The organism is Streptomyces sp. NRRL WC-3605, assembly GCF_001509795.1.
GTDB classification, from domain to species: Bacteria; Actinomycetota; Actinomycetes; order Streptomycetales; family Streptomycetaceae; genus Streptomyces; species Streptomyces viridochromogenes.
Genome location: NZ_LLZN01000061.1, coordinates 46,733 through 70,765, shown reverse-complemented (window position 1 = coordinate 70,765; position 24,033 = coordinate 46,733). Strand labels below are relative to the sequence as shown.

Below are 24,033 nucleotides of genomic sequence, written 5' to 3'. Positions count from 1 at the left end.
GTTCATCTGCCTGCCCCTCCCGGCTGGCGGAACGTCCCCGGGCGCGATGGGATCGAGGCGTGCGAAGCGGCGATTCAGGGGCAGGCGAACGACATCGAGGCAGACCGCCTGGAGCCGCAGAAGGGATGATCAGCGTGACACGACCCAGGATCCTGGTGGTTGGCGCGGGCTTCGCGGGAGTCGGATGCGTACGCCGGCTCGAACGCAAGCTCTCTCCCGACGAGGCCGAGATCACCCTGGTGACCCCGTCCTCCTTCCAGCTCTACCTGCCGTTGCTGCCCCAGGTGGCCTCCGGTGTGCTCACCCCGCAGTCCATCGCCCTGTCGCTGCGCCGCAGCCGGAGGTACCGCACCCGGATCATCCCGGGCGGCGCCATCGGGGTCGACCTCGCGTCCAAGGTGTGCGTCGTGCGCACCATCACCGACCGCATCGTCAACGAGCCCTACGACTACATCGTGCTGGCGCCCGGCAGTGTCACGCGCACCTTCGACATCCCGGGGCTCGTCGACCACGCGTTCGGGATGAAGACGCTGGCGGAGGCCGCCTATCTGCGCGACCACGTCATCTCGCAGCTCGACCTCGCCGACGCCTGCCAGGACCCCGCCGAGCGGGCGGCCCGGCTCCAGTTCGTCGTGGTCGGCGGCGGGTACGCCGGCACCGAGACGGCGGCCTGCCTGCAGATGCTGACCCACAACGCGGTCAAGCGCTATCCGCGGCTCGATCCGCGGCTGATCAAGTGGCATCTGATCGACATCGCGCCGAAGCTGATGCCCGAACTCGGCGACAAGCTGGGCCGGGACGCGCAGGAGATCCTGCGCCGGCGCGGCATCGAGATCTCCCTCGGCGTGTCCATCGCGAAGGCCGGCCCCGAGGAGGTCACCTTCACGGACGGCCGGGTGGTGCCCACGCACACGCTGATCTGGACCGCCGGTGTCGTGGCCAGCCCGCTGATCGGCACGCTCGGCGCGGAGACGGTCCGCGGCCGGCTCGCGGTGACCCCCGAGATGTGCCTGCCCGGGCACGACGGCGTCTTCGCGCTCGGCGACGCCGCCGCGGTGCCCGACCTGGCCAAGGACGAGGAGGGCGCGGTGTGCCCGCCCACCGCGCAGCACGCCATGCGCCAGGGCAAGGTGGCCGCCGACAACGTCATCGCCGCGATGCGCAGCCAGCCGCTGCGGCCGTACGAGCACAAGGACCTCGGCCTGGTCGTCGACCTCGGCGGCTTCGACGCCGTGTCCAAGCCGCTCGGGGTGGAGCTGAAGGGCCTGCCCGCGGTGGCGGTGGCCCGTGGCTACCACTGGTCGGCTCTGCGCACCAACGTCGCCAAGGCCCGCGTCATGACGAACTGGATGCTGAACGCCGTCGCCGGCGACGACTTCGTGCGCACCGGGTTCCAGGCGCGCCGGCCCGCCAAGCTGAAGGACTTCGAGTTCACGCACGCGTATCTGACGCCGGAGCAGCTCAAGAAGCAGATCGCCGCACAGGACGGGGGCGCAGACGCCGGCACGTCCTCGTGACGGTGGCGGGGAAATGAGCGGGGCGGCGTGAGGGCGGCGGAGGATACGGCGCGGGCGCGGCTGAGGGACCGTGTCGCGGCGTCGGACCCTGGTCTGCTGAGGCTGGCGGCGGCCGTGCGGACGGTGGGGGCGATCGGCCTGACGGTCACCGTGCTGGCCGTCCTCGGCACGGATCTGCCGCACCTGGTGACCGGGGCACTGGTCGCGATGGTCTCCACCTTCGCCATCCGTGAGAAGCAGCGCTCCCGGCAGGCGGTCACCCTGGCCGTCGGCCTGCCGGTGGCGTTGGCGTCGATGTCGCTCGCGTCCTTGCTGCACCACAGGGTCGTGGGCGGGGACCTCGTCTTCGTCGCGCTGATCTTCTGTGCCGTCTACGGGCGCAGATTCGGCGACCGGGGCACCGCGCTCGGCCTGATCGGCTTCCAGATGTACTTCGTGGCCCTCTTCGTCGGGGCCACCCCCGAGGGGCTGCCCGAGCTGTACGCGGCGGTGGCCGTGGCCTTCGGGTGCAGTGCGCTGATGCGGTTCGCGCTGGTCCCGGAGACGCCGGTCGGCGTGCTGGAGCGGCTGCGGAGCGCCTTCCGGGCCCGGATGGCCCAGCTGCTGTCGGCCCAGCTCGACCTGCTCGACGCCGGGCCGGACGAGGCGGACCGGGCGCTGCGGCGGGTGCGGGAGGGCACCGCGCGGCTGCACGAGACGGCGCTGCTGATCCAGGGGCGGCTCGCGGACGGGACCGCCGACGAGGCGGTGGCCCGGCTCGTCCAGCGGCGCATCGCGGACGCCGAGATCGCCGCCGAGCGACTGGGGCTGGCGCTGCTGCGGGCGCGCGGCGCCGAGCGCGTGGACACGCTGGCCCTGCATCTGCCGGGGGCGCCGGTGCCGTCGGGCGGCCGGCAGCCGGTGCGCGAGGAGGCGACGACGGCGCTGCGCCGCGACCTGGACGCGTTGCGGGTGCTGGTGCTGCGCCCGGTCGAGGCGGCCGGCGGAACCGGCGTCGCCCATCTGCGCAACCGGCTCCTCGGCTACCGGGACGAGGAGAACGTGCCCGTCGCGTCCCCGGCCGTGCAGGACGCCTTCCGGGCCGTCGGCGACACGGCGCGGGCGGTCCTCGGACTGCGGATCGCGCTGGGCGGGGCCCAGGACGAGTCGGACGACTCCCCGGCGACGGCGCGCTCCCGGGAGGAGCTGGACGCGGAGGACGCGGTCCTCGACGCGGAGGAAGAGGAGGAGTCCAAGGAGGAGGCGACAGGGCTGGAGCGGCGGACCACGCGGGCCGCCGTGCAGGTCGCGGTGGGGTCGCTGCTGGCCATCGTGGGCGGGGAGCTGCTGTCGCGGGACCGCTGGTACTGGGCGGTGCTGACGTGCTGGATCGTGTTCCTGAACACCGCGTCCACCGGCGAGATCCTGGTCAAGGGCTCGCGCCGGCTGGTCGGCACGGTGCTGGGGGTCCTGGCCGGCATCGTGCTGGCGGGCGCGGTCGGGCACCACACGGGGACGGCGTTCGCGCTGGTCCTGCTGTTCGTGTTCGCGATGTTCTATTCGGCGCCGCTGTCGTACACGCTGTCGTCGTTCTTCGTGACGGCGGCGCTGGGCCTGCTGTACACCCTGCTGCACACCTACAGCCTGTCGGTGCTCGTGCTGCGGGTCGGCGAGACGGCGCTCGGCGCGGCCTGCGGGGTGATCGCTGCGGCGTTCGTGCTGCCGGTGCGGACCGACCGGCGGACCAACGACCTGCTCGCCACGGTGCTGCGGCGGCTCGGGGAGGTGACGGACAGCGCCGTGGACCAGCTCAGCGGCGGGCCGCCCGGGGACCTGATGGACCAGGCCCGCGACCTGGACCAGGCGCTGGCCGATCTGCGGTCCGCCGTCCAGCCGCTGACGCATCCGGCGACGCCGCTGCGGTCCCGCCGGGAGACCGCCCGCTATGTCGTGGCGCTGCTGGAGACATGCGCGTACCACGCGCGCACCCTGGCCGCGTCGGCCGAGCTGCTGCTCAGCCGTCCCTCGATCGCGCCCGACCCCCGGCTGCGCGGCGCGACGGGCCGGATCGGGCGGAACCTGGAGGCGATCACCGCGCACGTCACCGACGAGGACGCCGGCGACACGATCGAGACCGGTCCGAGCATCGCCTCGCTGCTGGGGCCGAGCGCGCCGGCCCCGCCGGGGCAGGGCCGGGTCACCGAGCACGTGCTGCGGCATCTGCAGCGTCTGGACGAGGCCGTCACCGGTCTGGCCCGTCCGCTGGACGTGCCCGTGAAGGCGTCGGAGGGATGAGCGCATCGGGCCCCGGCGGGGTAGGCGGTGTGCATGACCGATGTCGTGGACGCAGACGAACTGTTGCGGCGGATGCAGCGCGCCCGGGCCTGGGCGCGGCAGGAGGAGCGGACGTGGAGGGGGCGGAGCGAGGAGTTGCGCGCCACCGATCCCGAGGGGGCTCGGGACGCCGGCGTGCGGACCCTGACGTACGAGGCGGTTCTCACCGTGCTGGACGAGATCCTGACCCCGGGAAAGAACGCCGATCACCCGTGAAGGCTCCGATGGGAGTGAAACGGGTCACGTACCCCGGTCTCGATTACCGAGACGCCGAAGGAATGGTTTACGGTTCATCCATACGTGGTCACGGGGTCGACCGTATCCGTCCCCCGTGAACCACCTCTGACAGCCCTGGCTGGCTTCCCCCGTCCAGCCAGGGCTTTTTCATGCCCGCTTCCTGCCCTCATCCTGCCCGCTTCCCGCCCGCGCGGGCCGGTCGCACGGGCCGCCGGCCGGAACCGCCCGCCGCCGAGGTGCCCCCGGCCGCCGCAGCCGCTCCAATGGACGCAGGGAAACACCGGAATGCCTGTCGTCGGTGAGGAGCCCCCTGCCATGACCAAAGCGATCAAACTGCTGACCGCCCTTCCACCGCCGCAGCGTCAGCGCCTGATGACGCTCGCCCGGGAGACCTCCTTCCCGGAGGACACCCGCATCTTCGAGTCCGGCGGTACGGCCGACCGCTTCTGGGTCATCCGCTCCGGGGCCGTCACCCTGGACCAGCAGGTGTCCGCCACCCAGCGGATCACCGTGGCCAGCCTCGGCGCCGGTGACCTGCTCGGCTGGTCGTGGCTGTTCCCGCCGTACCAGTGGGACTTCGGCGCGGAGGCCTTCAGCCCGGTGCGGGCGTACGAGTTCGAGGCGGCCGCGGTGCTGCGGCTCTGCGACGAGGACACCGCGCTCGGGCTCACGCTGGTGCGCTACGTCGCCGAGATCCTCGCGCACCGCCTCGAGATGACCCGCGGGCAGCTGATGGAGCGGCACGCGCAGGCGCGGCGCACCGTGTACTGAGCGCCGTCAGACGCGGTAGCGGCGCAGGGCCGGTACCGCCGCGGCCAGGCCCAGCATCAGGACGACGACCAGCAGGCCGCCGCCCGCCGTAGCGGTGCGCGCGCCGAACGCCGAGCCCGCCGTGCCGTGCAGGACGTCGGCGAGGCGCGGGCCGCCCGCGACGACGACGGTGAACACGCCCTGCATCCGGCCGCGCATCTCGTCGCTGGCGGCGGACAGCAGGATCGCCCCGCGGAAGACCATGGACACCATGTCGGCGACCCCGGCCAGGGCCAGGAACACCACCGCGAGCCACAGGCTGGAACTGAGCCCGAAGGCGGTCACGGCCAGCCCCCAGGCGACGACCGAGCCGATCACCATCCAGCCGTGCCGGCGGGCCCGGGAGTAGGTGCCGGAGAACAGCCCGCCGGCCACCGCGCCGACCGGGACGGCCGCGAACAGCAGGCCGAGGGCGAGCCCCTCCCCGTAGGAGCCGTACGTCTCGCTCGCCAGCTGCGGGAACAGCGCGCGGGGCATCCCGAAGACCATCGCGATGATGTCGGCGAGGAAGGACAGCAGCAGCACCTTGTGCAGCGAGATGTAGCGGAAGCCCTCCGCGATCTCCCGCAGCCCGGCGCGGCGCCGGACGGCGGCGGCCAGGGGCGGCAGCGCGGGCAGCCGGTACACCGCCCACACCGTGACGCACAGCGCCAGGGCGTCGATCAGATACAGCTCGGCCAGACCGACCACCGGGATCAGCACCCCGGCCAGCAGCGGCCCGACGACCTGCCCGGTCTGCATGACGGTGGAGCCGAGGGCGTTGGCGGCGGCGAGTTCGTCCTCCGGCACCAGCCGGGCGATCGAGGCGTTGCGGGCCGGAGAGTTCAGGCCCCAGAAGGCCTGCTGGAGCGCGAGCAGCACCATCAGCACGGCGACCGACTCCAGCCCGGCGGCGGCCTGGAGCCAGAACAGCACCGAGGTCACGGCTATCCCGATGTTGGTGATCAGCAGCAGCCGGCGGCGGTCCATGCTGTCGGCGATCGCGCCGCCCCACAGCGCGAACACGGTGAGCGGCACCAGCCCGGCGAGGCTCGCGGCGCCCACCCAGGCCGAGGAGCCGGTGATGTCGTAGACCTGCTTGGGGACGGCGACCGCGGTGAGCTGGCTGCCGACGGCGGTGACGATGGTCGACGACCACAGCCGCCGGTAGGCGGGGCGGCGCAGCGGCCGGGTGTCCATGGCCCAGCGGCGCCGGCCCGGAGGTGCGGCGGGTGTCGCGGAGGGTTCCTTCTCCTGCGGGTCGATGCTGCTCTCGCTGGTGTCCACGGGCTTCCTGGATGCTCGTTACATCTTTTTGTCCGGGGATCACTATCGCAGTACCGGCCGGGTGTGCGGACGGGCGTCTCAGGTTCCGGCGATCAGGGAGGCGCCGAGGGCGATCATCGTGACGGCGATCACCGCGTCCAGCACCCGCCAGGCGCCCGGCCTGGCGAGGTGGCGGCTCAGCAGGCGGGCCCCGAAGCCGAGCGCCGCGAACCAGCACAGGCTGGCCACCGCGGCGCCGAGCCCGAACGTCCAGCGCAGGGGGCCCCGGTCGGCGGCGATGGTGCCGAGCAGGAAGACGGTGTCGAGGTAGACGTGCGGGTTCAGCCAGGTCATGGCGAGGCAGGTCAGCACCGCCCGGCGCCGTGAGCCCGCCGCGTCGCCGTCGGTGACCAGGGCGCCGGACGGCCGCAGCACCCTCCGGGCGGCCAGCACGCCGTAACCGAGCAGGAACAGCCCGCCCACCCAGGCCACCGCCGTCAGCACCCCCGGCCACGCCACGACGACCGCGCCGACCCCGGCCACCCCGAGGGCGATCAGGAGCGCGTCGGACAGGGCGCAGATGCCGACGACGGCGAGGACGGCGTCGCGGCGGATGCCTTGGCGCAGGACGAAGGCGTTCTGCGCGCCGATGGCGACGATCAGGGAGAGGCCGGTGCCGAATCCGGCGACGGCGGTGGTCAGGGCGCTGGTCATGAGGTCGACGCTAGACAGGTGATCTCCCGGCGTACAGCTAAAGATTCTTACGTATCCTTAGCGCACATGAAGACGGAGCTGACCGAGCTGCCCCTGGACCAGGTCCGGACCCTGCTGGCGGTGGTGGACGAGGGGACGTTCGACGCGGCCGCCGCCGCCCTGCACGTGACGCCGTCGGCGGTGAGCCAGCGGGTCAAGGCGCTGGAGCAGCGCACCGGGCGGGTGCTGCTCGTGCGGACCAAGCCGGTGCGGCCGACCGAGTCCGGCCGGATCGTCGTCCGGTTCGCCCGCCAGCTGGCCCGGCTGGAACGCGACGCGCGGGCCGAGCTGGGCATGAACGGGCGAGCCGAGGCGACACGGGTGTCGGTCGCGGTCAACGCCGACTCGCTCGCCACCTGGTTCCTGCCCGCCCTCACCCGGGTCCGCCACGAGCCGCCGCTCTGCTTCGAGCTGAGCCGGGAGGACGAGAGCCGGACGGCGACCCTGCTGCGCGAGGGCCTCGTGATGGCCGCGGTGACCTCCTCGGCCGAGCCCGTCGCGGGCTGCTCGGTACGGACGCTGGGCCGGATGCGCTACCTCGCCGCGGCCGGCCCGGAGTTCCCCGGCCGCTATCTGACCGGGCCGCTCGCGGACACCCTGGCGGCGGCCCCCGTCATGACCTTCGACCGCAGTGACGACCTGCAGGACGCCTTCGTGCGGGGGCTGGGGGGCGGCGCCGCGCACGCCGGCCCCACGCGCCACCGGATGCCCACCTCCGAGGGCTTCCTGTCCGCCGTGCTCGCCGGACTGGGCTGGGGCATGATCCCCGAGGCGCAGGCGGAGCCGCTCGTCGCGGAGGGACGGCTGGTCTCCCTGGCCCCGGAGCGGCCGGTCGACGTCCCGCTGTACTGGCAGCAGTGGAAGTTGCACTCGCCGGCCCTGGTCACGGTGACGGAGGCGGTCGTGGCCGCCGCCCGCGAGGCGCTGCGCACCTGAGGGGCCCGCGGAGTCAGGCGCGGCAGGCGGTGAGCCGGGCCTCCGCCGCGTCCAGCAGCATCTCCAGGGCCGTCGGATACGCGCTGGTCACCATGTGCCGGGCCAGCAGCGGCGCCGCCTCGGCGATCCGGGGATGGGTGGTGTGCGGCAGCCGGGCGTACGTCGAGCGCCACTTCTCCTCGTCGGCGCGCAGCGACGCGCTCGGCAGCGTCAGCGAGGCCGCGTCCAACGCGGCGAAGGCCAGCGTCTGGTCGATGAAGGCGTGGTAGACGCGCACGGTGTCGGGCAGCGGGAAGCCGGCCGTGCGCAGGATGTCCAGCACGGTCTCGTCGGCGGCGAGCTCGTTGGCCCGTCCCGTGACACGGCTCGTGGTCAGTACGGCGGCGTGCGGGTGGGCGACGTAGGCGGCGTGGATGCGGGTGCCGACGGTCCGCAGGTCGGCGCGCCACCCCCCCGTGGGCTCCCAGCCCTCCAGGGCGCGGCCGATCAGGGCGTCTCCGATGGCCAGGGTCAGGTCGTCCATGCCCCGGAAGTAGCGGTACAGCGTGCTCGGGTCGGCGTCCAGGGCGAGGCCGAGCCGGCGGGCGGTGAGGCCGGCGCTGCCGTGCTCGGCGAGCATGCGCAGCGCCGTGTCGACTATGAGGCGCTCGGACAGCACGATGCCGCTCCTGGTGGGGCGACGCCGGCGCCGCTTCTCCTCCGGTACGACCGCTTTCGGCATCCCGTCCTCCATCCTTATGCCAACGGCATTGACCTTACGTGGCGGGGCGGCGTTGCATCCCACCCGGGGCCCCACCACGTCGTCCGCCTTCAGCCGAGGGAGTCTTGTCATGCGTGTACTGCTCGTGGGAGCCGGCGGGGTGGGTACCGCCATCACCCGGATCGCCGCCCGGCGTCCGTTCTTCGAGGCGATGGTCGTCGCCGACTACGACCTCGCGCGAGCCGAGGCCGCGGTCGCCGCACTCGACGGCGACGCGCGCTTCCGCGCCGAGCACGTCGACGCGAGCGACGAGCCGGCCGTGGCCGCGCTGCTGGAGCGGCACGCCTGCGACGTGCTGCTCAACGCGACCGACCCGCGCTTCGTGATGCCGCTGTTCCAGGCCGCGCGCACCGCCGGGGCCACCTATGTCGACATGGCGATGTCCCTGTCGAAGCCGCACCCCGACCGTCCCTACGAGGAGTGCGGGGTCAAGCTCGGGGACGCCCAGTTCGAGCAGGCGGCCGACTGGGAGAAGGCGGGCGCGCTCGCCCTGGTCGGCATGGGCGTGGAGCCCGGCCTGTCGGACGTCTTCGCCCGCTACGCGGCCGACGAACTCTTCGACGAGATCGAGGAGATCGGGGTGCGCGACGGCGCGAACCTCACCGTCGACGGCTACGACTTCGCCCCCTCGTTCAGCATCTGGACCACCATCGAGGAGTGCCTCAACCCGCCGGTCGTCTACGAGAAGGACCGCGGCTGGTTCACCACGGCGCCGTTCAGCGAGCCCGAGGTGTTCGACTTCCCGGAGGGCATCGGCCCGGTCGAGTGCGTGAACGTGGAGCACGAGGAGGTGCTGCTCGTGCCGCGCTGGGTGGACGCGCGCCGGGTCACCTTCAAGTACGGTCTCGGCCAGGAGTTCGTCGACACCCTCAAGACGCTGCACCTGCTGGGGCTCGACCGGACCGAGCCGGTGACCGTGCCGGGCGCGGACGGGCCGGTGCGGGTCTCGCCGCGGGACGTCGTCGCCGCGTGCCTGCCGGACCCGGCGACGCTGGGCGAGCGGATGCACGGGAAGACCTGCGCGGGCACCTGGGTGCGGGGCGTGAAGGACGGCGCGCCGCGCGAGGTGTACCTGTACCACGTGGTCGACAACCAGTGGTCGATGACGGAGTACGGCTCCCAGGCCGTGGTCTGGCAGACGGCCCTCAACCCGGTGGTCGCCCTCGAACTCCTGGCCACCGGCGCCTGGTCGGGGGCGGGTGTGCTCGGACCGGAGGCGTTCCCGGCCCGGCCGTTCCTGGATCTGCTCACCGCCTACGGCTCCCCGTGGGGCATGCGCGAGCAGTGACCTGATTCCGCGGAGCCCCGCCGGGTTTCACCGCGGGTCGACAGGCGACTCGAAACCGAGTAATTCCTCCACCGAGGGCACGTCGACGATCGCAGGTGACTTTGATGGACGACTGGCGAGACCACGCCGCCTGCCGCCATGAGGACCCCGACCTCTTCTATCCGATCGGCACCTCCGGGCCGACCCTGATGCAGACCGAGGAGGCGAAGGCCGTGTGCCGGCGCTGCCCGGTGCGGGAGGCGTGCCTGCGCTGGGCGCTGGACATGGACCAGTTCACCGGGGTCTGGGGCGGCACGAGCGAGGCGGAACGGCGGGCCCTGCGGGAGCGCGCCGGATGACCGGACGCCCGGCGGGGCACCACCCCGCCGGGCGTTTCACTCGGGCGCCTCGCCCGCCGGGAGCCGCAGCGTGAACACCGCGCCTGCGCCCGGCGCACCGGCCGCCTCGGCGGTCCCGCCGTGCGCGGCGGTCAGTTGCCGGACGATCGGCAGGCCGAGCCCGCTGCCCCCGGTACGTCGGCTGCGGGACTTCTCCGCGCGCCAGAACCGCTCGAAGACGTGCGGCAGATCGTCGGGTGCGATCCCGGTCCCGGTGTCGGCGACCTCCAGGACGACGTCGTCGTCGCCGGGCCGGGCGGAGAGCGTGACCGTGCCGCCGGACGGGGTGTGCCGCAGCGCGTTGGACACCAGGTTGCCCAGCGCCTGCCGCATCCGGACGGGGTCGGCGTCCAGCCAGGGCGTCCCCTCGGCGGTGGTGCGCAGGGCGACCCCCGCGGCGTCGGCGGCGACCTGGTGGGCTGCGGCGACCTGGCCGAGGAGTTCGTCGGCGCGGACGGGTTCGCGGTGCAGGCGCAGGGTGCCCGCGTCGGCGGCGGCGAGGTCCTGCAGGTCGTCGATGACCCGCTGCAGGACCAGGGCCTCCTCGTGCAGCGAGGCCAGCAGGGCGGGGTCGGGGTCGACGACTCCGTCGCGCGTGACCTCGAGCCAGCCGCGGATGTTGGTGAGCGGGCTGCGCAGTTCGTGCGCGATGTCGCTGACCATCGCCTTGCGCTGGGCCTCCAACCGTTCGCGGCGCTCGGTGAGTTCGTTGAAGGCGGCGGCGAGGACGCCGGTCTCGTCGCGGGTGGTGACGGGCACCCGCACATGCCGTTCGGGCGGCTGCTGGGCCGCCGCGGTCAGCGCGCGCAGCGGTCTGACCAGCCGGGTCGCGACGACGGCGGAGACCAGCACGGTGACGGCGAGCACCAGGCCGGCGGCGCCCGCGACCTTGGCCTTGTTGGCCGGCGACATGTCGAAGCGGACGGGGGCGGTCGTGTCGCCGCCGCCCAGGAACAGTTCGGCCACGGGGGCGACGTACGGGTCGAGTTGCGCCCGGCGGGCCTGGACGGTGCAGCGCTGGGCGGCGGCCGGCCCCTCCGGCTCGTCGTGGGCGGTCGGCTTGCGCCCGTAGGGGCGCGGGGAGAGGCCCAGTCGCGTGATGTCGACGCCGAGAGAGGGCGGCACGTGCGTGAGTCCCTGTTTCCCGAGGCAGGAGGCGATACGGGCGGACAGGTCGCTGAGAGCCTTGTCCTCGGTCGGGGTGGGGGTGTTGAGCTGTCCGTCGGCACACTCCTCGGGGACGGTGCCGCCCGCGACGGGACCGTCGACGTCGGTGACCACCGGCCGGCCGCTCGGCGCGCGCACGATGGAGGTGTCGTAGCCGTTGCGGGCGAAGCAGTTGCGCCGCACCACGGCCAGTTTGTCGAGCTTGGCCCGTTCGGAGGCGGTGAGCCGGTACGGCCCCACGGCCCTCGGGTCGACACCGGCCCTCTGTGCCCCGTGCTCGGTGTAGGTGTCGACGCGCAGGGGGTCGACGGTGGCGGCGGCGCGCGGGGGCAGCGGGGTGCCGGGCGCGGCCGAGTCGGCGAGGACCGTACGGTCCGTGGTGGTCAGGGCGATACGCCGCCCGGTGCGGCCGGCCAGGTCCCGCACGGTCCGGTCGACGCCCCGCCAGTCGGCGTGGGTGGCGGCGTACCCGCTGAGCCGGGCGAGGACGTCCATGTCCTCGGCGAGGACCTGGCCCTGTTCCTCGCGCAGTGCCCGGGTGGTGGTCGCCACCGCCAGCCAGGCGGTCGCCGCCACCGAGCAGACGGCGATCAGCACCGAGGCGACCAGGAGCCGGACCAGCAGGCGCTTGCGCACCGGGATGCGCCGGTTCACCCCCGGCCTCCGCTCAGCTTGTAGCCGACGCCGAACACGGTCAGCAGGCGGGCGGGCCGGCGCGGGTCGGCCTCGATCTTCCTGCGCAGGTTCATGATGTGCACGTCCACGGCCCGTTCGGTGGAGGCCCGGTCGGTGCCCCGCGTGCACTCCAGCAACTGCCGCCGGGAGAAGACCCGTTCGGGTTCGGCCGTCATGGCGAGCAGGATCTGGAACTCGGCCGGGGTGCACTCCACCGGCTCCCCGTCGCACCGCACCTCGTGCCGTGCCGGGTCGACGCTGATCCCGGCGGCCCGTACGACGGGTTCCTCCCGGCGGCCGTCGGCCCGGCCGCTGCGCCGCAGCACCGTGCGGATGCGGGCCATCAGCTCGCGGGGGCTGTACGGCTTGGTCATGTAGTCGTCGGCGCCGAGCTCCAGGCCGAGCAGGACGTCGTCCTCCGCGGAGCGGGCCGTCAGCATCAGCACCGGGATGTCCGGGTTCTCGTCGTTCCCGCGCAGCATCCGGCAGACGCCGAAGCCGTCGATCACGGGCAGCATCAGGTCCAGGACGACGAGGTCGGGCCGCAGCCTGCGGGCGGCGTCGAGGGCGGCCGGCCCGTCGTGGACCACAGTCGCGGTGTGGCCCTCCGCGAGCAGGGAGCGGCGTATCAGCTCGGCCTGCATCCCGTCGTCCTCGGCCACCAGCACATGTGCGCACACGCGGCGGATCCTAAGCGTTCGGCCGGCGGGGTCAGCGGGCGAGGGAGGCGGCGTCGCCCATGACCACGACGGGATGCCGGGCGGGGTCGAGGGTGCGCAGCAGCGTTCGCATGTGATCCAGGGAGAGGCTGACGCAGCCCTGGGTGGGGCCGCCGTGGTCGACGTGGAACCAGATGCCGCCGCCGCGTCCGGCGCCGAGGGGGCGGGTCCAGTCGAGCGGTGTGGTCCCGGGCCGGCGGTTGTAGTCGATGGCGACGACGTAGTCGAAGGACCCGGCGAGGGGTTCGCCCTCGAAGCCGGTGCCGGTCGCGGTGAAGCCCCGGCCGTGGTCGTAGGGCAGCTTGGTGCCGGGGTCGGGCCGCAGGCCGCCGGCGTCGCTGAGGGTGAAGACGCCGACGGGCGAGCGCAGATCGCCGGCGCGGTGGTGGCCGGTCCAGCCGCGCAGCGCGTTGTGGGCGGGCCAGCGCTCGCCGGCCCGCCAGCCGGTGCCGGTGCGTGTGTACAGGACGACGTCGGAGCGGGCGGAGTCCTTGCCGTGACCCGTGACGACGACGGCCTGCCAGGTGTGGACCGGGACCTGGGCCAGGGTCTCGGGGCCCAGTCCGGGCAGCTGCTGTGGGAGGGCGGTCGCCGTGGCGGTGGGGCGGGGTGGGGCGGTCGTGGTCCGGACGGGTGCCGCGGGCTTGTCGCCGGGTGTCGCCACGGCACCGGCTCCGCAGCCGGTGAGGAGGAGGGAGGTGGCCAGCAGGACGACTCGGGGCTTGTGCGGGATCATGTGACGACCCTGACGGACAGGTGTGAGGAACTCGTCAGGTCCGGCGCGGCGTGTCCGGCGCCGCCCGTCCGAGAGGAAGGCCCGGTCATGACTGTGCGCGTCCGCCGCGTCTACGATCCGCCCGAGCCGGGGGACGGGGTGCGGGTCCTGGTCGACCGGCTGTGGCCGCGCGGTCTGTCCAAGGACGCGGCCCGCGTCGACGAGTGGCCCAAGGGCCTCACCCCGTCGACCGAGCTGCGGCGCTGGTACCACGCGGGTGAGGCGTCCTACGAGGAGTTCGCGGGCCGTTACGAGGCGGAGCTGGACACCCCGGAGGCGGCCGGGCTCCTGGCCCGGCTGCGGGAGACAGCCGGTGAGGGGGACGTGACGCTGCTGACGGCGTCGAAGACCCCCGACACGAGTCACGCCGCGGTGCTGGCCCGCCTCCTGGAGGAGTGACGGCCCCGGGGGTGTCCGCGGCGGACACCCCCGGGGAGGCGGGCCGGGCTCAGCCCACCTGCCGGGCCGCCGCGCGTCCTGCCGCCCGTCCGGAGAAGAGGCAGCCGCCGAGGAAGGTGCCCTCCAGGGCGTTGTAGCCGTGGACACCGCCGCCACCGAAGCCGGCGACCTCACCGGCCGCGTAGAGGCCGTCGACCGGGGTGCCGTCTGCGGCCAGGGCGCGGGAGTCCAGGTCGGTCTGGATGCCGCCGAGGGTCTTGCGGGTCAGGATGTGCAGCTTGACGCCGATGAGCGGGCCGGCCGCGGGGTCGAGGATGCGGTGCGGGGTGGCGACGCGGCCCAGGCGGTCGCCGATGTACCGGCGGGCGTTGCGGATGCCCTGGATCTGCGCGTCCTTGCTGTAGGCGTTGCCGATCTGCAGGTCGCGGGCCTCGATCTGGCGCCGGACGGCCGCCGCGTCGAGCAGCGGCTTGTCCGTCAGCTGGTTCATCCGGTCGACCAGCTGCTCCAGGGTCGGGGCGGTGACGAAGTCCGCGCCGTGGCGCAGGAAGGCGGCCACCGGGCCGGGGGCGCCCTTGCCGAGCACGCGTTCCTTGAGGAATCCGGCGCGGTCCTTGGCGGTGATGTCGGGGTTCTGCTCGGAGCCGGAGAGCGCGAACTCCTTCTCGACGATCTTCTGGGTGAGGATGAACCAGGAGTGGTCGTGGCCGGCGATGTCCGCGTCGGTGCGCAGGTGCCGCAGGGTGCCGAGGGTGTCGTAGCCGGGCAGGCAGGGGTCGGGCAGGCGGCGTCCGAGGGCGTCGAACCACATCGAGGACGGGCCGGGCAGGATGCGGATGCCGTGGCCGGGCCAGATCGGGTCCCAGTTCTGGATGCCCTCGGTGTAGTGCCACATGCGGTCGCGGTTGACGAGGCGTACGCCGGCCTCGGCGCTGATGTCGAGCATGCGCCCGTCGACGTAGGCGGGGACGCCGGTGACCATCTCGGCGGGCGGGGTGCCCAGGCGCTCGGGCCAGTGGCGGCGGACGATGTCGTGGTCGGCGCCGATGCCTCCGGTGGTGACGACGACGGCCTGGGCGGTCAGCTCGAACTCGCCGGCGGCGTCGCGGTTGGAGGCGACGCCGCGCGGTGAGGCGTCGTCGGCGAGGACGGTGCCGCGCACCCCGTGCGCCGAGCCGTCCTCCACGATCAGCTCGTCCACCCGGTGCCGGTGGTGGAAGGTGAGCAGCCCGTCGCGGGCGGCCTGCTTCGCGTACCGCACGAACGGCTCCACGACGCCGGTGCCGGTGCCCCAGGCGATGTGGAAGCGGGGCACCGAGTTGCCGTGGCCGTGGGCGCGCAGGTCGCCGCGTTCGGCCCAGCCCACGGTCGGCAGGAACGTGATGCCGTGCCCGTCGAGCCAGGAGCGCTTCTCCCCGGCCGCCCACTCGACGTACGCGCGCGCCCAGCGCACCCCCCAGGAGTCCTCGTCCTCGACCCGGTCGAACCGGGCGCTGCCCTGCCAGTCGTTCCAGGCCAGGTCGAAGGAGTCCTTGATGCCCAGGCGTCGCTGTTCGGGCGAGTCGACGAGGAAGAGCCCGCCGAAGGACCAGAACGCCTGTCCGCCGAGGTTGGCGGCGTTCTCCTGGTCGACCAGGGCGACGCGGCGGCCCCGGCTGGTCAGTTCGTGCGCGGCGACGAGGCCGGCGAGTCCCGCTCCGACGACGATGACGTCGGCGTCCATGGCGACCGTCCCTTCCTATGCGGTGGTGCGCTGTCCGGTGGTGTCGCTGCCGTCGGTCAGCAGCGCGGTGAGCAGCCGGCCCAGCCAGGCGCGGGCGTGCCCGGTGTCGCGGTCCAGCAGCAGCTGGGTCGTGACGCCGTCGTACGCGGCGACGACGGCGTGGGCGGCGCCGTCGGTGCCGCCGAGCACGGCGGGCAGTGCGGTGTGGCCGCGGGCGCGGGCGAGGCGGTCGGCGATCGCGGCGCGCAGCCGGGCGCGGTGTTCGAGCAGGGTGGCGGCGACGGCGGGGTCCCGGGCGGCGTGCACCAGGAAGTCCGTCTTGACCAGCAGCCAGTCGCGGTCGAGGAGCAGCACCTCGGTGACCCGGTCCACGGCGGCCGGGACGTCCAGGCCGGGGCCGTCGACGGCGAGCGCCCCGGCGACCTGGTCGGCGATCTGGTCGGCGCGCTGCCGGTACAGGGCGAAGAACAGCTCGTCCAGGCTGCCGAAGTTGGAGTAGAAGGCGCCCCGGCTGTACCCGGCGGCCTCGCAGACCTCCTCGATGGAGACGCGCCCGAACCCCTTGGCCGCGAACACGGCGAACGCGGCGTCGAGCAGGTTGGCCCGGGTGCGGACGCGGCGCCTGGTGACACGCCCCGTCGTCTCCCCCACCGCCATGTCGGACCTCCGTTCGATACGGGAATGTATCCGATACACGAACGTATCCAACAGGGGTGCGGAGGGGCGGAGGAGAATCCGCCCACATATAGGAACAGATTTTCGATTCAGGGGTTACGCTGGATCCATGGCCACGCACCTCCAGGGCTCCCTGTTCGACCAGACCGACGAGCTGCGGCTCGGCTCCCTCGGCGGGATCCGCCGCACACGGCTCACGCACGGCGCCTGGATCGACGTCCTGCCCGGCTGGCTGAGCGGGGCCGACGCCCTCTTCGAGCGGCTGGCCGCCGAGGTCCCCTGGCGCGCCGAGCGGCGCACCATGTACGACCAGGTCGTCGACGTGCCGCGGCTGCTCTCCTTCTACGGCGCCGGCGACGCCCTCCCCCACCCCGTGCTCGACGAGGCGCGCGACGCGCTGTCCGCGCACTACGCCGGGGAACTGGGCGAGCCGTTCAGCACGGCCGGGCTCTGCTACTACCGCGACGGGCGCGACAGCGTCGCCTGGCACGGCGACCGGATCGGGCGCGGCGCACGACAGGACACCATGGTCGCCATCCTGTCCGTGGGCGCCCCCCGGGACCTGCTGCTGCGACCGCTGCGCGGCGGCGGCGAGACGGTCCGCCGGCCGCTCGGGCACGGCGACCTCATCGTCATGGGCGGCTCCTGCCAGCGGACCTGGGAGCACGCCGTCCCCAAGACGACCCGCGCCGCGGGACCACGCATCAGCGTGCAGTTCCGGCCGCACGGCGTGCGCTGAGCCGGTGGAGGCGGCCGGCTGACGCGCACGCGGGGGCTGCCTCCGGCGGACGGTGCCGGAGGCAGCCCTTCCTCTGGGCGCGGGACGGTCGCGGCCCCACACTGGGCCGGGTGAGCGCCCCGCCGCCCGTCCCGGACACCGCCTCCCGGCGCACCGGGCTCGACACGCTCCGGGTCTGCGTCGTGCTCGGCCTGGGCTCGTGCGCCGCACCCGGCCGACGCGGTTCCTCTTCGGGATGCGCGCCGCCCCGCGGGCCGGGACGTCACCTTGATCTGCTTTGCTGTGCACGTCGGTCACGGACCTCACCACGCGGGACGATCATGCGGCTGGATGTGCGGCACATCGCTGACGGCACCTATCTGGTGCACGGCAGCAACACGAACTGGGTCATCCTCACCGAGGGGGACGCCGTCACCCTCGTGGACACGGGATACCCCGGGGACCGGGCGGCGCTCCTGGCCTCCCTCGCAAAGATCGGCAGCGCGCCGGAGGCGGTCCGGGCCGTCCTGATCACGCACGCGCACAACGACCACCTGGGCAGCGCCGAACACCTGCGCGCGACGTACGGCACGCCGGTGTACCTGCACGAGGCCGAAGCGCCGCACGCACGGCGGGAGTTCCTGCACCAGGTGGGCGTGGGCACGGTGCTGCGCAACGGCTGGCGGCCGGGCGTCCTGCCCTGGGCCGTGCACGCCCTGCGCTCCGGCGGCACCGAGCACGTCCCCGTCACCTCCCCCGAGCCGTTCCCGCGGTCCGGCGCGCTGGACCTGCCAGGCCGGCCGGTCCCCGTGCACACCCCCGGCCACACCGACGGCCACTGCGCCTACCACCTGCCGCAGGCGGGCGTGGTGATCTCGGGCGACGCACTCGTGACCGGGCACCCCACCTCGCGGATCGCGGGGCCGCAGTTGCTGCCGGACATGTTCCACCGCGAACGGGCCCGGACGCTGGCCTCGCTGGCCGTGTTCGAGGACCTCGACGGGGACGTGCTGCTGCCCGGGCACGGCCCGGCGCTCACCGGGTCCGTGCGGGACGCGGCCCTTCAGGCGCGGGAGCGGGCGCAATAGGCTGAGCCGACGATCACCCGACCGAGGACGGCTCATGGCACTCCAGATCAGTGCGACGAATCCGGAGCACCCGGCCCTCCTGCTGGAGCTGCCGTGGCAGACGCCGCTGGAGGAGTGGCCCGAGGACCTCCTGGTCCCGCTGCCGCGCGGCATCTCCCGGCACATCGTGCGCTACGCGCGCGCCGGTGACGAGGTGATCGCCGTCAAGGAGCTCGCCCAGCGCCCCGCCCTGCGCGAGTACGAACTCCTGCGCGACCTGGACCGGTTGGGCATCCCGGCGGTCGATCCGCTGGCCGTGGTCACCGGCCGCACGGACGCCGCGGGCGGCCCGCTGGAGTCCGTGCTGGTCACCCGGCACCTGGGCGGCTCCCAGCCGTACCGGTCGATGTTCGAGACGACGATGCGCCCGGCCACCATGCACCGGCTGATGGACGCGCTGGCCGTCCTGCTGGTCCGGCTCCATCTGGCCGGGTTCGCCTGGGGCGACTGCTCGCTGTCCAACACGCTGTTCCGGCGGGACGCCGGCGCCTACGCGGCGTACCTGGTGGACGCCGAGACCGGCGAGCTGCACCAGCGGCTCAGCGACGGGCAGCGCGACTACGACCTGGACCTGGCCCGCGTCAACATCAGCGGCGAGCTGCTGGACCTGGAGGCGTCCGGGGCGCTGCACCCCTCCGTGGACGCGATCGAGTTCGGCGCCGAGATCTGCGCCCGCTACCGGTCCCTGTGGGAGGAGCTGACCCGCACCTCGGTGTACCCGGCGGGCAAGTACCACTACATCGAACGCCGGATACGCCGGCTGAACGACCTCGGGTTCGACGTCGCCGAGATGCAGATCGGGCAGACCGGCGACGGCGCCTCGGTCACCTTCGTGCCCAAGGTCGTCGACGCCGGCCACCACCAGCGGCAACTGCTGCGGCTGACCGGCCTGGACGCCGAGGAGAACCAGGCCCGCCGGCTGCTGAACGACCTGGAATCCTGGATGGCGACCCAGGACGACCACGCCGCCGGCGCCCGGCCCGAGGTCCTCGCCCACCGCTGGGTGCGCGACGTGTTCCGGCCCACCGTGCGGGCCGTGCCGCCGGAGCTGCGCGGCGCCATGGACCCGGCCGAGATCTACCACGAGCTGCTGGAGCACCGCTGGTACCTGTCCGAGCGGGCGCGGACCGACCTGGACTGGGACACGGTCGTCCAGGACTACATCGCCAAGATCCTGCCCAGGGCCCGCGAGACGCTCCAGCCGACCACCGCGGACTGACTCAGGCCGGCTCAGACGTGCGGCACCACGGCCACCGGGCACGGCGCGTGGTGCAGGACGCCGGACGCCACCGAGCCGATCCGGGCGCCCACGGCCGTGCGCCGGGCGCGCCGGCCCACCACGACCAGCTGGGCGCGGGACGCCGCCGAGAGCAGCACCTGCCCGGCGCTGCCCATCTCGACGTGCTCGACGACGTGCACGTCCGGGAACCGCTCCCGCCACGGCTGCAGCGCCTCGGCCAGCGCCTTCTTCTCGTACGGCTCCAGGCCCCCGGCCTCGTCGAGGAGCTTGAGGGAGCCCGGGCTGTAGGCGAACAGCGGCGGCAGCGTCCAGGCCCGGACGGCACGGACGGCCGCGCCGCGCGCCGCCGCCGTCTCGAAGGCGAACCGCAGGGCCTCGGCGTCGTCGTCGGCGTCGCCCTGCTGGCCCACGACGATGTCGTGCCCGGCGACCTCCGCCGACGGCCGGTCGCCGGCCCGCACCAGGACGACGGGCCGATCCGCCCCGGCGACGACCTGCTGCCCGACCGAGCCCAGCAGGAAGCCGACGACCGCGGCGTGCCCCCGCGAGCCGAGCACCAGCATCTCGGACTCCGCCGTGGCGGCGAGCAGCGTCTCGACCGACCCTCCGTCCACGACCTCGGTGGTGACGTCGAGTGCCGGATGCCGTTCGGTGACCGACCGCACGGCCTCAGCCAGCCCGTCCCGCACCCACCCGGCCTGCGTGTCCGCGTCCACGGCGGCCATCGCCTCGTGCTCCTGGAACCGCCACGCGTGCACCACGCGCAGGGCGAGCCCCCGGCGGACGGCCTCCCGGGCGGCCCAGGCCAGCCCCGCGAGACTCTCCTCCGATCCGTCCACCCCTGCCGTGATCGGGCGCGTCATCGCAGCTGCCTCCTTGTGTCTCGGTGATGTCCGTCGGGCCCAGTCTTCACCACTCCTCCACCGCCGGGGTCCGGCGGGGCGTCCTCCGCGTACCTGAGCGAAGCGCGCGGATCGAACATACGATGGCCGGGAGTCGACTCGGCGGCAGTGCCTCACGGCCGCTCGCCGCCTCGTCGAGAACGACGCCCGGGGTGGGAGACGTATGACTCAGGCTGCCGAAGCGGCGCGGACCGTCATCCTGACCGTGGACGACGACCCGGGGGTCTCCCGGGCCGTCGCCCGCGATCTGCGGCGGCGTTACGGCGAGTCCCACCGGATCGTGCGCGCGGAGTCGGGCGAGTCGGCGCTGGAGGCGCTGCGCGAGCTGAAGCTGCGCGGCGACCTGGTGGCCGTGATCCTCGCCGACTACCGGATGCCGCAGATGAACGGCATCGAGTTCCTCGAACAGGCCCTGGACGTGTACCCGGGGGCGCGGCGGGTGCTGCTGACCGCGTACGCGGACACCAGCGCGGCGATCGACGCGATCAACGTCGTGGATCTCGACCACTATCTGCTCAAGCCGTGGGACCCGCCGGAGGAGAAGCTCTACCCGGTCCTCGACGACCTGCTGGAGGCGTGGCGGCGCAGCGACTACCGGCCGGTGCCCAGCACCAAGGTGGTCGGGCACCGCTGGTCGGCGCGGTCCTCGGAGGTGCGGGAGTTCCTGGCCCGCAACCAGGTGCCGTACCGCTGGTACGCGGCGGACGGACCCGAGGGGCAACGGCTGCTCGCGGCGGCAGAGGCGGACGGGCAGCGGCTGCCGCTGGTGGTGACCCCGGACGGCACCCCGCTGGTGGCGCCGGAGGCGCCCGAGCTGGCCGCGAAGGTCGGCCTCGCGACGACGCCGACCGCCGACTTCTACGACCTGGTCGTCATCGGCGGCGGACCGGCCGGGCTCGGCGCGGCCGTGTACGGGGCCTCGGAGGGGCTGCGGACGGTGCTGGTGGAGCGGTCCGCGACCGGCGGGCAGGCCGGGCAGAGCTCCCGTATCGAGAACTACCTGGGCTTCCCGGACGGCGTGTCGGGCGCGCAGCTCACCGACCGGGCGCGCCGGCAGGCGGCGCGGTTCGGCGCGGAGATCCTCACCGCGCGCGAGGTGACGGGCCTGGAGGTGTGCGGCGCGGCGCGCGTGGTGCGCTTCTCGGACGGGTCGGCGGTGTCCGCGCACAGCGTGATCCTGGCGACCGGCGTCTCCTACCGGCAGCTGATGGCGCCGGGCTGCGACGACCTCACCGGGTGCGGGGTGTACTACGGGTCGGCGCTGACGGAGGCTCCGGCCTGCCAGGGCCAGGACGTGTACATCGTGGGCGGCGCCAACTCGGCCGGGCAGGCGGCGATGTACCTGGCGCGGGGCGCGAAGTCGGTGACGCTGCTCGTGCGCGGGGAGTCGCTGACGGCGTCCATGTCGTACTACCTGATCCAGCAGATCGAGGAGGCGCCGAACATCTCGGTGCGGACCCGGACGGTCGTCGACGAGGCGCACGGCTCCGACCACCTGGAGCAGCTGACACTCCGGGACCTCGACAGCGGGCGGACCGACCGCGTGGACGCGCAGTGGATGTTCGTGTTCATCGGCGCGGCCCCGCTGACGGACTGGCTGGACGGGACGGTGCTGCGCGACGGGCGCGGGTTCATCCTGGCCGGGCCGGACCTGACGGCCGACGGGCGGCCGCCCGCGGGCTGGGAGCTGGACCGGCCGCCGTACCACCTGGAGACCAACGTGCCCGGGGTGTTCGTCGCGGGCGACGCCCGCTCGGAGTCCGCGAAGCGGGTCGCGTCCGCCGTCGGAGAGGGAGCCATGGCCGTCATGCTCGTCCACCGGTATCTGGAGCAGTCATGAGCGAGGCGTGCCTGCCGTGCGAGCCCGCGGAGATCGGCTCGCTGTTCCTGTTCGAGAAGCTGACGCCGGAGCAGCTGGGCCGGCTGTGCGAGGCGGGCCGGGTGGAGCGGTACGAGCCCGGGCCCGTGTACAGCGAGGGCGACCCGGCCACCTGTTTCTACGTGATGATCGAGGGCACGGTGGTGCTGTCCCGCCGGGTCGGCGGGGACGACGTGGAGGTGACCCGCACCTCGCAGCGCGGGGTGTACGCCGGGTCCATGCAGGCGTACCTCGGCGACCGGGTGCGGCAGGTCTACAACAACTCGCTGCGCGTCACCGAGCCGACGCGGTTCTTCGTGCTGCCCGCCGACACGTTCGCGGCCATCATGCAGGAGTGGTTCCCGATGGCCGTGCACCTGCTGGAGGGGCTGTTCTTCGGGTCGAAGAGCACCCAGCAGGCCATCGGGCAGCGTGAACGGCTGCTCGCGCTGGGCTCGTTGTCGGCGGGGCTCACCCACGAGCTCAACAACCCGGCCGCGGCGGCCGTACGGGCGACGGAGGCGCTGCGCGAGCGGGTGGGCAAGATGCGGCGCAAGCTCGGCATCATCGCGCAGGGCACCTACTCCCCCGAGGTGATGGCGAACCTGATCGAGATGCAGGAGCGCACCGCCGAGCGGGTCGCCAAGGCCCCCGCGCTGAGCCCGCTGGAGGCCTCGGACCGGGAGGACGAGCTCACCGACTGGCTGGACGACCACGGCATCCCGGAGGGCTGGCGGATCGCCCCCACCTTCGTGCAGGCCGGTGTCGACGCGGACTGGCTGGACCAGGTCGCGGCGGCCGTGGACGAGGACATCCTGCCGAACGCGATCGGCTGGCTGAACTACACCGCCGAGACCGAGCTGCTGATGGACGAGATCAAGGACTCCACCGCCCGGATCTCGCACCTCGTGGACGCCGCCAAGCAGTACTCCCAGCTGGACCGGGCGCCGTTCCAGAACGCCGACGTGCACGAACTCCTCGACAGCACACTGCTGATGCTGTCCGGGAAGATCGGCTCGCGGATCGAGGTCGTCAAGGAGTACGACCGGACGCTGCCGAAGGTTCCGGCGTACCCGGCGGAGCTCAACCAGGTGTGGACGAACCTCGTCGACAACGCCGTGGCCGCGATGCGCAGCGCGGGCGGCGAGGGGACGCTGACCGTGCGGACGGCGCGGGACAACGATTCACTGCTCGTGGAGTTCCGGGACACGGGGATCGGCATCCCGGCTGAGATCCGCGAGCGGATCTTCGACCCGTTCTTCACGACGAAACCCGTGGGCGAGGGCACCGGGCTCGGCCTGGACATCTCCTGGCGGATCGTGGTCGACAAGCACCACGGCAGCATCCAGGTGAGTTCCGAGCCGGGCGACACACGTTTCCAGGTGCTGCTGCCGCTCACCACCGAGGAGGTCTCATGACCGGCGTCAAGGGCATCGATCCGGGCGTGCCGCCGAGCGGCAGCGGATGCACCGAGTGCGACGAGGCGGGCGGCTGGTGGTTCCATCTGCGCCGGTGCGCGCAGTGCGGGCACGTCGGGTGCTGCGACAGCTCGCCCGCGCAGCACGCCACCGCGCACTACCGGGAGACCGGGCACCCGCTGGTGCAGAGCTTCGAGCCGGGTGAGAGCTGGTACTGGAACTACGCGACGGACGAGATGTTCGAGGCGGGGCCGGATCTGGCGCCCCCGGCGAGCCACCCGGAGGCACAGCCCGCGCCCGGCCCGGAGGGGCGGGTGCCCGCGGACTGGGCGCGGACCCTGCGCGGCTGAGCCCCCGCGAAAAGGGAGCGGGGCCCGGCCGGGGCGAGTGGCAGGATGTGT

At 73.5% G+C, this 24,033-nt stretch carries 23 protein-coding genes; 14 read left to right on the top strand and 9 right to left on the bottom strand.

Features of this window, described 5'->3' with window-relative positions:
• The first annotated feature begins 125 nt into the window (after positions 1 to 125).
• The 4 genes from ADL34_RS19835 to ADL34_RS19820 all read left to right on the top strand — a co-directional run bounded on the left by ADL34_RS19835 (position 126) and on the right by ADL34_RS19820 (position 4,838).
• On the top strand, positions 126 to 1,517 hold the full coding sequence (locus ADL34_RS19835; protein WP_062670115.1) for an NAD(P)/FAD-dependent oxidoreductase: 1,392 nt from the start codon (positions 126 to 128) through the stop codon (positions 1,515 to 1,517).
• A 27-nt stretch (positions 1,518 to 1,544) separates the two neighbouring features.
• Entirely contained in the window at positions 1,545 to 3,791 is a 2,247-nt protein-coding gene (locus ADL34_RS19830) for an FUSC family protein (protein ID WP_062670112.1), read from the top strand.
• A gap of 33 nt (positions 3,792 to 3,824) precedes the next feature.
• Positions 3,825 to 4,046 (top strand): hypothetical protein, encoded by a 222-nt coding sequence (locus ADL34_RS19825; RefSeq protein WP_062670110.1) that lies wholly within the window; start codon positions 3,825 to 3,827, stop codon positions 4,044 to 4,046.
• 336 nt (positions 4,047 to 4,382) lie between these two features.
• On the top strand, positions 4,383 to 4,838 hold the full coding sequence (locus ADL34_RS19820) for a cyclic nucleotide-binding domain-containing protein (RefSeq protein WP_062670109.1): 456 nt from the start codon (positions 4,383 to 4,385) through the stop codon (positions 4,836 to 4,838).
• A gap of 6 nt (positions 4,839 to 4,844) precedes the next feature.
• Here ADL34_RS19820 and ADL34_RS19815 read toward each other — a convergent pair whose 3' ends face one another.
• Both ADL34_RS19815 and ADL34_RS19810 read right to left on the bottom strand, forming a co-directional pair.
• Positions 4,845 to 6,143 carry an MFS transporter gene (locus ADL34_RS19815; protein WP_062670106.1) on the bottom strand — a complete coding sequence of 433 codons (1,299 nt, stop codon included), beginning with the start codon at positions 6,141 to 6,143 and terminating at the stop codon, positions 4,845 to 4,847.
• A gap of 78 nt (positions 6,144 to 6,221) precedes the next feature.
• A complete protein-coding gene (locus ADL34_RS19810) occupies positions 6,222 to 6,836 on the bottom strand; it encodes a LysE/ArgO family amino acid transporter (RefSeq protein ID WP_062670104.1) in 615 nt (204 codons plus the stop codon).
• A 66-nt stretch (positions 6,837 to 6,902) separates the two neighbouring features.
• Here ADL34_RS19810 and ADL34_RS19805 point away from each other — a divergent pair, with 66 nt between their 5' ends.
• The gene (locus tag ADL34_RS19805; protein WP_062670102.1) at positions 6,903 to 7,811 is read left to right on the top strand and encodes a LysR family transcriptional regulator ArgP; all 909 of its coding nucleotides are present in this window, start codon (positions 6,903 to 6,905) and stop codon (positions 7,809 to 7,811) included.
• A gap of 13 nt (positions 7,812 to 7,824) precedes the next feature.
• On the opposite strand, the gene ADL34_RS19800 is transcribed toward ADL34_RS19805, so the two are convergent.
• A complete protein-coding gene (locus tag ADL34_RS19800; RefSeq protein ID WP_062670099.1) occupies positions 7,825 to 8,532 on the bottom strand; it encodes a TetR/AcrR family transcriptional regulator in 708 nt (235 codons plus the stop codon).
• A 109-nt stretch (positions 8,533 to 8,641) separates the two neighbouring features.
• Between ADL34_RS19800 and ADL34_RS19795 the strand changes: the two genes are divergently transcribed.
• Positions 8,642 to 9,859: a saccharopine dehydrogenase family protein gene (locus tag ADL34_RS19795; RefSeq protein WP_062670098.1), complete on the top strand. Its 1,218-nt coding sequence runs from the start codon at positions 8,642 to 8,644 to the stop codon at positions 9,857 to 9,859.
• 104 nt (positions 9,860 to 9,963) lie between these two features.
• Positions 9,964 to 10,197, top strand: coding sequence for a WhiB family transcriptional regulator (locus ADL34_RS19790; protein ID WP_062670097.1), 234 nt, complete (start codon positions 9,964 to 9,966; stop codon positions 10,195 to 10,197).
• 36 nt (positions 10,198 to 10,233) lie between these two features.
• Here the strand turns inward: ADL34_RS19790 and ADL34_RS19785 are convergent, their stop codons facing one another.
• Genes ADL34_RS19785 through ADL34_RS19775 form a run of 3 tightly spaced genes read right to left on the bottom strand, consistent with a single transcriptional unit; the run spans position 10,234 to position 13,533 of the window.
• Entirely contained in the window at positions 10,234 to 12,057 is a 1,824-nt protein-coding gene (locus ADL34_RS19785) for a sensor histidine kinase (RefSeq protein ID WP_062670095.1), read from the bottom strand.
• The gene (locus ADL34_RS19780) at positions 12,054 to 12,758 is read right to left on the bottom strand and encodes a response regulator transcription factor (RefSeq protein ID WP_062670093.1); all 705 of its coding nucleotides are present in this window, start codon (positions 12,756 to 12,758) and stop codon (positions 12,054 to 12,056) included. The genes ADL34_RS19785 and ADL34_RS19780 overlap by 4 nt, the downstream gene beginning before the upstream one ends.
• Before the next feature lie 31 nt (positions 12,759 to 12,789).
• On the bottom strand, positions 12,790 to 13,533 hold the full coding sequence (locus ADL34_RS19775; RefSeq protein WP_062670091.1) for a L,D-transpeptidase family protein: 744 nt from the start codon (positions 13,531 to 13,533) through the stop codon (positions 12,790 to 12,792).
• An 87-nt stretch (positions 13,534 to 13,620) separates the two neighbouring features.
• Between ADL34_RS19775 and ADL34_RS19770 the strand changes: the two genes are divergently transcribed.
• Complete coding sequence (locus tag ADL34_RS19770; protein WP_062670089.1) at positions 13,621 to 13,971, top strand: DUF488 domain-containing protein; 351 nt, start codon at positions 13,621 to 13,623, stop codon at positions 13,969 to 13,971.
• A gap of 49 nt (positions 13,972 to 14,020) precedes the next feature.
• Here the strand turns inward: ADL34_RS19770 and ADL34_RS19765 are convergent, their stop codons facing one another.
• Both ADL34_RS19765 and ADL34_RS19760 read right to left on the bottom strand, forming a co-directional pair.
• Positions 14,021 to 15,694, bottom strand: a complete 1,674-nt coding sequence (locus ADL34_RS19765; protein WP_062670087.1) for an FAD-binding dehydrogenase — start codon at positions 15,692 to 15,694, stop codon at positions 14,021 to 14,023.
• 15 nt (positions 15,695 to 15,709) lie between these two features.
• Positions 15,710 to 16,351 carry a TetR/AcrR family transcriptional regulator gene (locus tag ADL34_RS19760; RefSeq protein ID WP_062670085.1) on the bottom strand — a complete coding sequence of 214 codons (642 nt, stop codon included), beginning with the start codon at positions 16,349 to 16,351 and terminating at the stop codon, positions 15,710 to 15,712.
• Between the two features lie 127 nt (positions 16,352 to 16,478).
• Between ADL34_RS19760 and ADL34_RS19755 the strand changes: the two genes are divergently transcribed.
• The 3 genes from ADL34_RS19755 to ADL34_RS19745 all read left to right on the top strand — a co-directional run bounded on the left by ADL34_RS19755 (position 16,479) and on the right by ADL34_RS19745 (position 19,433).
• Entirely contained in the window at positions 16,479 to 17,108 is a 630-nt protein-coding gene (locus ADL34_RS19755; RefSeq protein WP_062670083.1) for an alpha-ketoglutarate-dependent dioxygenase AlkB, read from the top strand.
• Between the two features lie 320 nt (positions 17,109 to 17,428).
• Complete coding sequence (locus tag ADL34_RS19750; RefSeq protein WP_062670081.1) at positions 17,429 to 18,175, top strand: MBL fold metallo-hydrolase; 747 nt, start codon at positions 17,429 to 17,431, stop codon at positions 18,173 to 18,175.
• A 34-nt stretch (positions 18,176 to 18,209) separates the two neighbouring features.
• Positions 18,210 to 19,433 carry a DUF4032 domain-containing protein gene (locus tag ADL34_RS19745; RefSeq protein WP_062670074.1) on the top strand — a complete coding sequence of 408 codons (1,224 nt, stop codon included), beginning with the start codon at positions 18,210 to 18,212 and terminating at the stop codon, positions 19,431 to 19,433.
• A gap of 11 nt (positions 19,434 to 19,444) precedes the next feature.
• On the opposite strand, the gene ADL34_RS19740 is transcribed toward ADL34_RS19745, so the two are convergent.
• Positions 19,445 to 20,317 (bottom strand): universal stress protein, encoded by an 873-nt coding sequence (locus tag ADL34_RS19740; RefSeq protein WP_062670072.1) that lies wholly within the window; start codon positions 20,315 to 20,317, stop codon positions 19,445 to 19,447.
• 202 nt (positions 20,318 to 20,519) lie between these two features.
• Between ADL34_RS19740 and ADL34_RS19735 the strand changes: the two genes are divergently transcribed.
• Genes ADL34_RS19735 through ADL34_RS19725 form a run of 3 tightly spaced genes read left to right on the top strand, consistent with a single transcriptional unit; the run spans position 20,520 to position 23,982 of the window.
• Positions 20,520 to 22,196: an FAD-dependent oxidoreductase gene (locus ADL34_RS19735; protein WP_062670070.1), complete on the top strand. Its 1,677-nt coding sequence runs from the start codon at positions 20,520 to 20,522 to the stop codon at positions 22,194 to 22,196.
• On the top strand, positions 22,193 to 23,632 hold the full coding sequence (locus ADL34_RS19730; protein ID WP_062670067.1) for an ATP-binding protein: 1,440 nt from the start codon (positions 22,193 to 22,195) through the stop codon (positions 23,630 to 23,632). The genes ADL34_RS19735 and ADL34_RS19730 overlap by 4 nt, the downstream gene beginning before the upstream one ends.
• A complete protein-coding gene (locus ADL34_RS19725; RefSeq protein ID WP_062670065.1) occupies positions 23,629 to 23,982 on the top strand; it encodes a UBP-type zinc finger domain-containing protein in 354 nt (117 codons plus the stop codon). The genes ADL34_RS19730 and ADL34_RS19725 overlap by 4 nt, the downstream gene beginning before the upstream one ends.
• Positions 23,983 to 24,033: the final 51 nt, after the last annotated feature.

Bases quoted from the DNA above. Each gene is read 5' to 3' on its own strand.
- ADL34_RS19765 (WP_062670087.1), bottom strand. From the start codon at position 15,694: ATGGACGCCGACGTCATCGTCGTCGGAGCGGGACTCGCCGGCCTCGTC.
- ADL34_RS19825 (WP_062670110.1), top strand. From the start codon at position 3,825: ATGACCGATGTCGTGGACGCAGACGAACTGTTGCGGCGGATGCAGCGC.
- ADL34_RS19745 (WP_062670074.1), top strand. From the start codon at position 18,210: ATGGCACTCCAGATCAGTGCGACGAATCCGGAGCACCCGGCCCTCCTG.
- ADL34_RS19740 (WP_062670072.1), bottom strand. From the start codon at position 20,317: ATGACGCGCCCGATCACGGCAGGGGTGGACGGATCGGAGGAGAGTCTC.
- ADL34_RS19820 (WP_062670109.1), top strand. From the start codon at position 4,383: ATGACCAAAGCGATCAAACTGCTGACCGCCCTTCCACCGCCGCAGCGT.
- ADL34_RS19760 (WP_062670085.1), bottom strand. From the start codon at position 16,351: ATGGCGGTGGGGGAGACGACGGGGCGTGTCACCAGGCGCCGCGTCCGC.
- ADL34_RS19835 (WP_062670115.1), top strand. From the start codon at position 126: ATGATCAGCGTGACACGACCCAGGATCCTGGTGGTTGGCGCGGGCTTC.
- ADL34_RS19790 (WP_062670097.1), top strand. From the start codon at position 9,964: ATGGACGACTGGCGAGACCACGCCGCCTGCCGCCATGAGGACCCCGAC.
- ADL34_RS19810 (WP_062670104.1), bottom strand. From the start codon at position 6,836: ATGACCAGCGCCCTGACCACCGCCGTCGCCGGATTCGGCACCGGCCTC.
- ADL34_RS19735 (WP_062670070.1), top strand. From the start codon at position 20,520: ATGACTCAGGCTGCCGAAGCGGCGCGGACCGTCATCCTGACCGTGGAC.
- ADL34_RS19805 (WP_062670102.1), top strand. From the start codon at position 6,903: ATGAAGACGGAGCTGACCGAGCTGCCCCTGGACCAGGTCCGGACCCTG.
- ADL34_RS19730 (WP_062670067.1), top strand. From the start codon at position 22,193: ATGAGCGAGGCGTGCCTGCCGTGCGAGCCCGCGGAGATCGGCTCGCTG.
- ADL34_RS19770 (WP_062670089.1), top strand. From the start codon at position 13,621: ATGACTGTGCGCGTCCGCCGCGTCTACGATCCGCCCGAGCCGGGGGAC.
- ADL34_RS19795 (WP_062670098.1), top strand. From the start codon at position 8,642: ATGCGTGTACTGCTCGTGGGAGCCGGCGGGGTGGGTACCGCCATCACC.
- ADL34_RS19800 (WP_062670099.1), bottom strand. From the start codon at position 8,532: ATGCCGAAAGCGGTCGTACCGGAGGAGAAGCGGCGCCGGCGTCGCCCC.
- ADL34_RS19725 (WP_062670065.1), top strand. From the start codon at position 23,629: ATGACCGGCGTCAAGGGCATCGATCCGGGCGTGCCGCCGAGCGGCAGC.
- ADL34_RS19755 (WP_062670083.1), top strand. From the start codon at position 16,479: ATGGCCACGCACCTCCAGGGCTCCCTGTTCGACCAGACCGACGAGCTG.
- ADL34_RS19775 (WP_062670091.1), bottom strand. From the start codon at position 13,533: ATGATCCCGCACAAGCCCCGAGTCGTCCTGCTGGCCACCTCCCTCCTC.
- ADL34_RS19750 (WP_062670081.1), top strand. From the start codon at position 17,429: ATGCGGCTGGATGTGCGGCACATCGCTGACGGCACCTATCTGGTGCAC.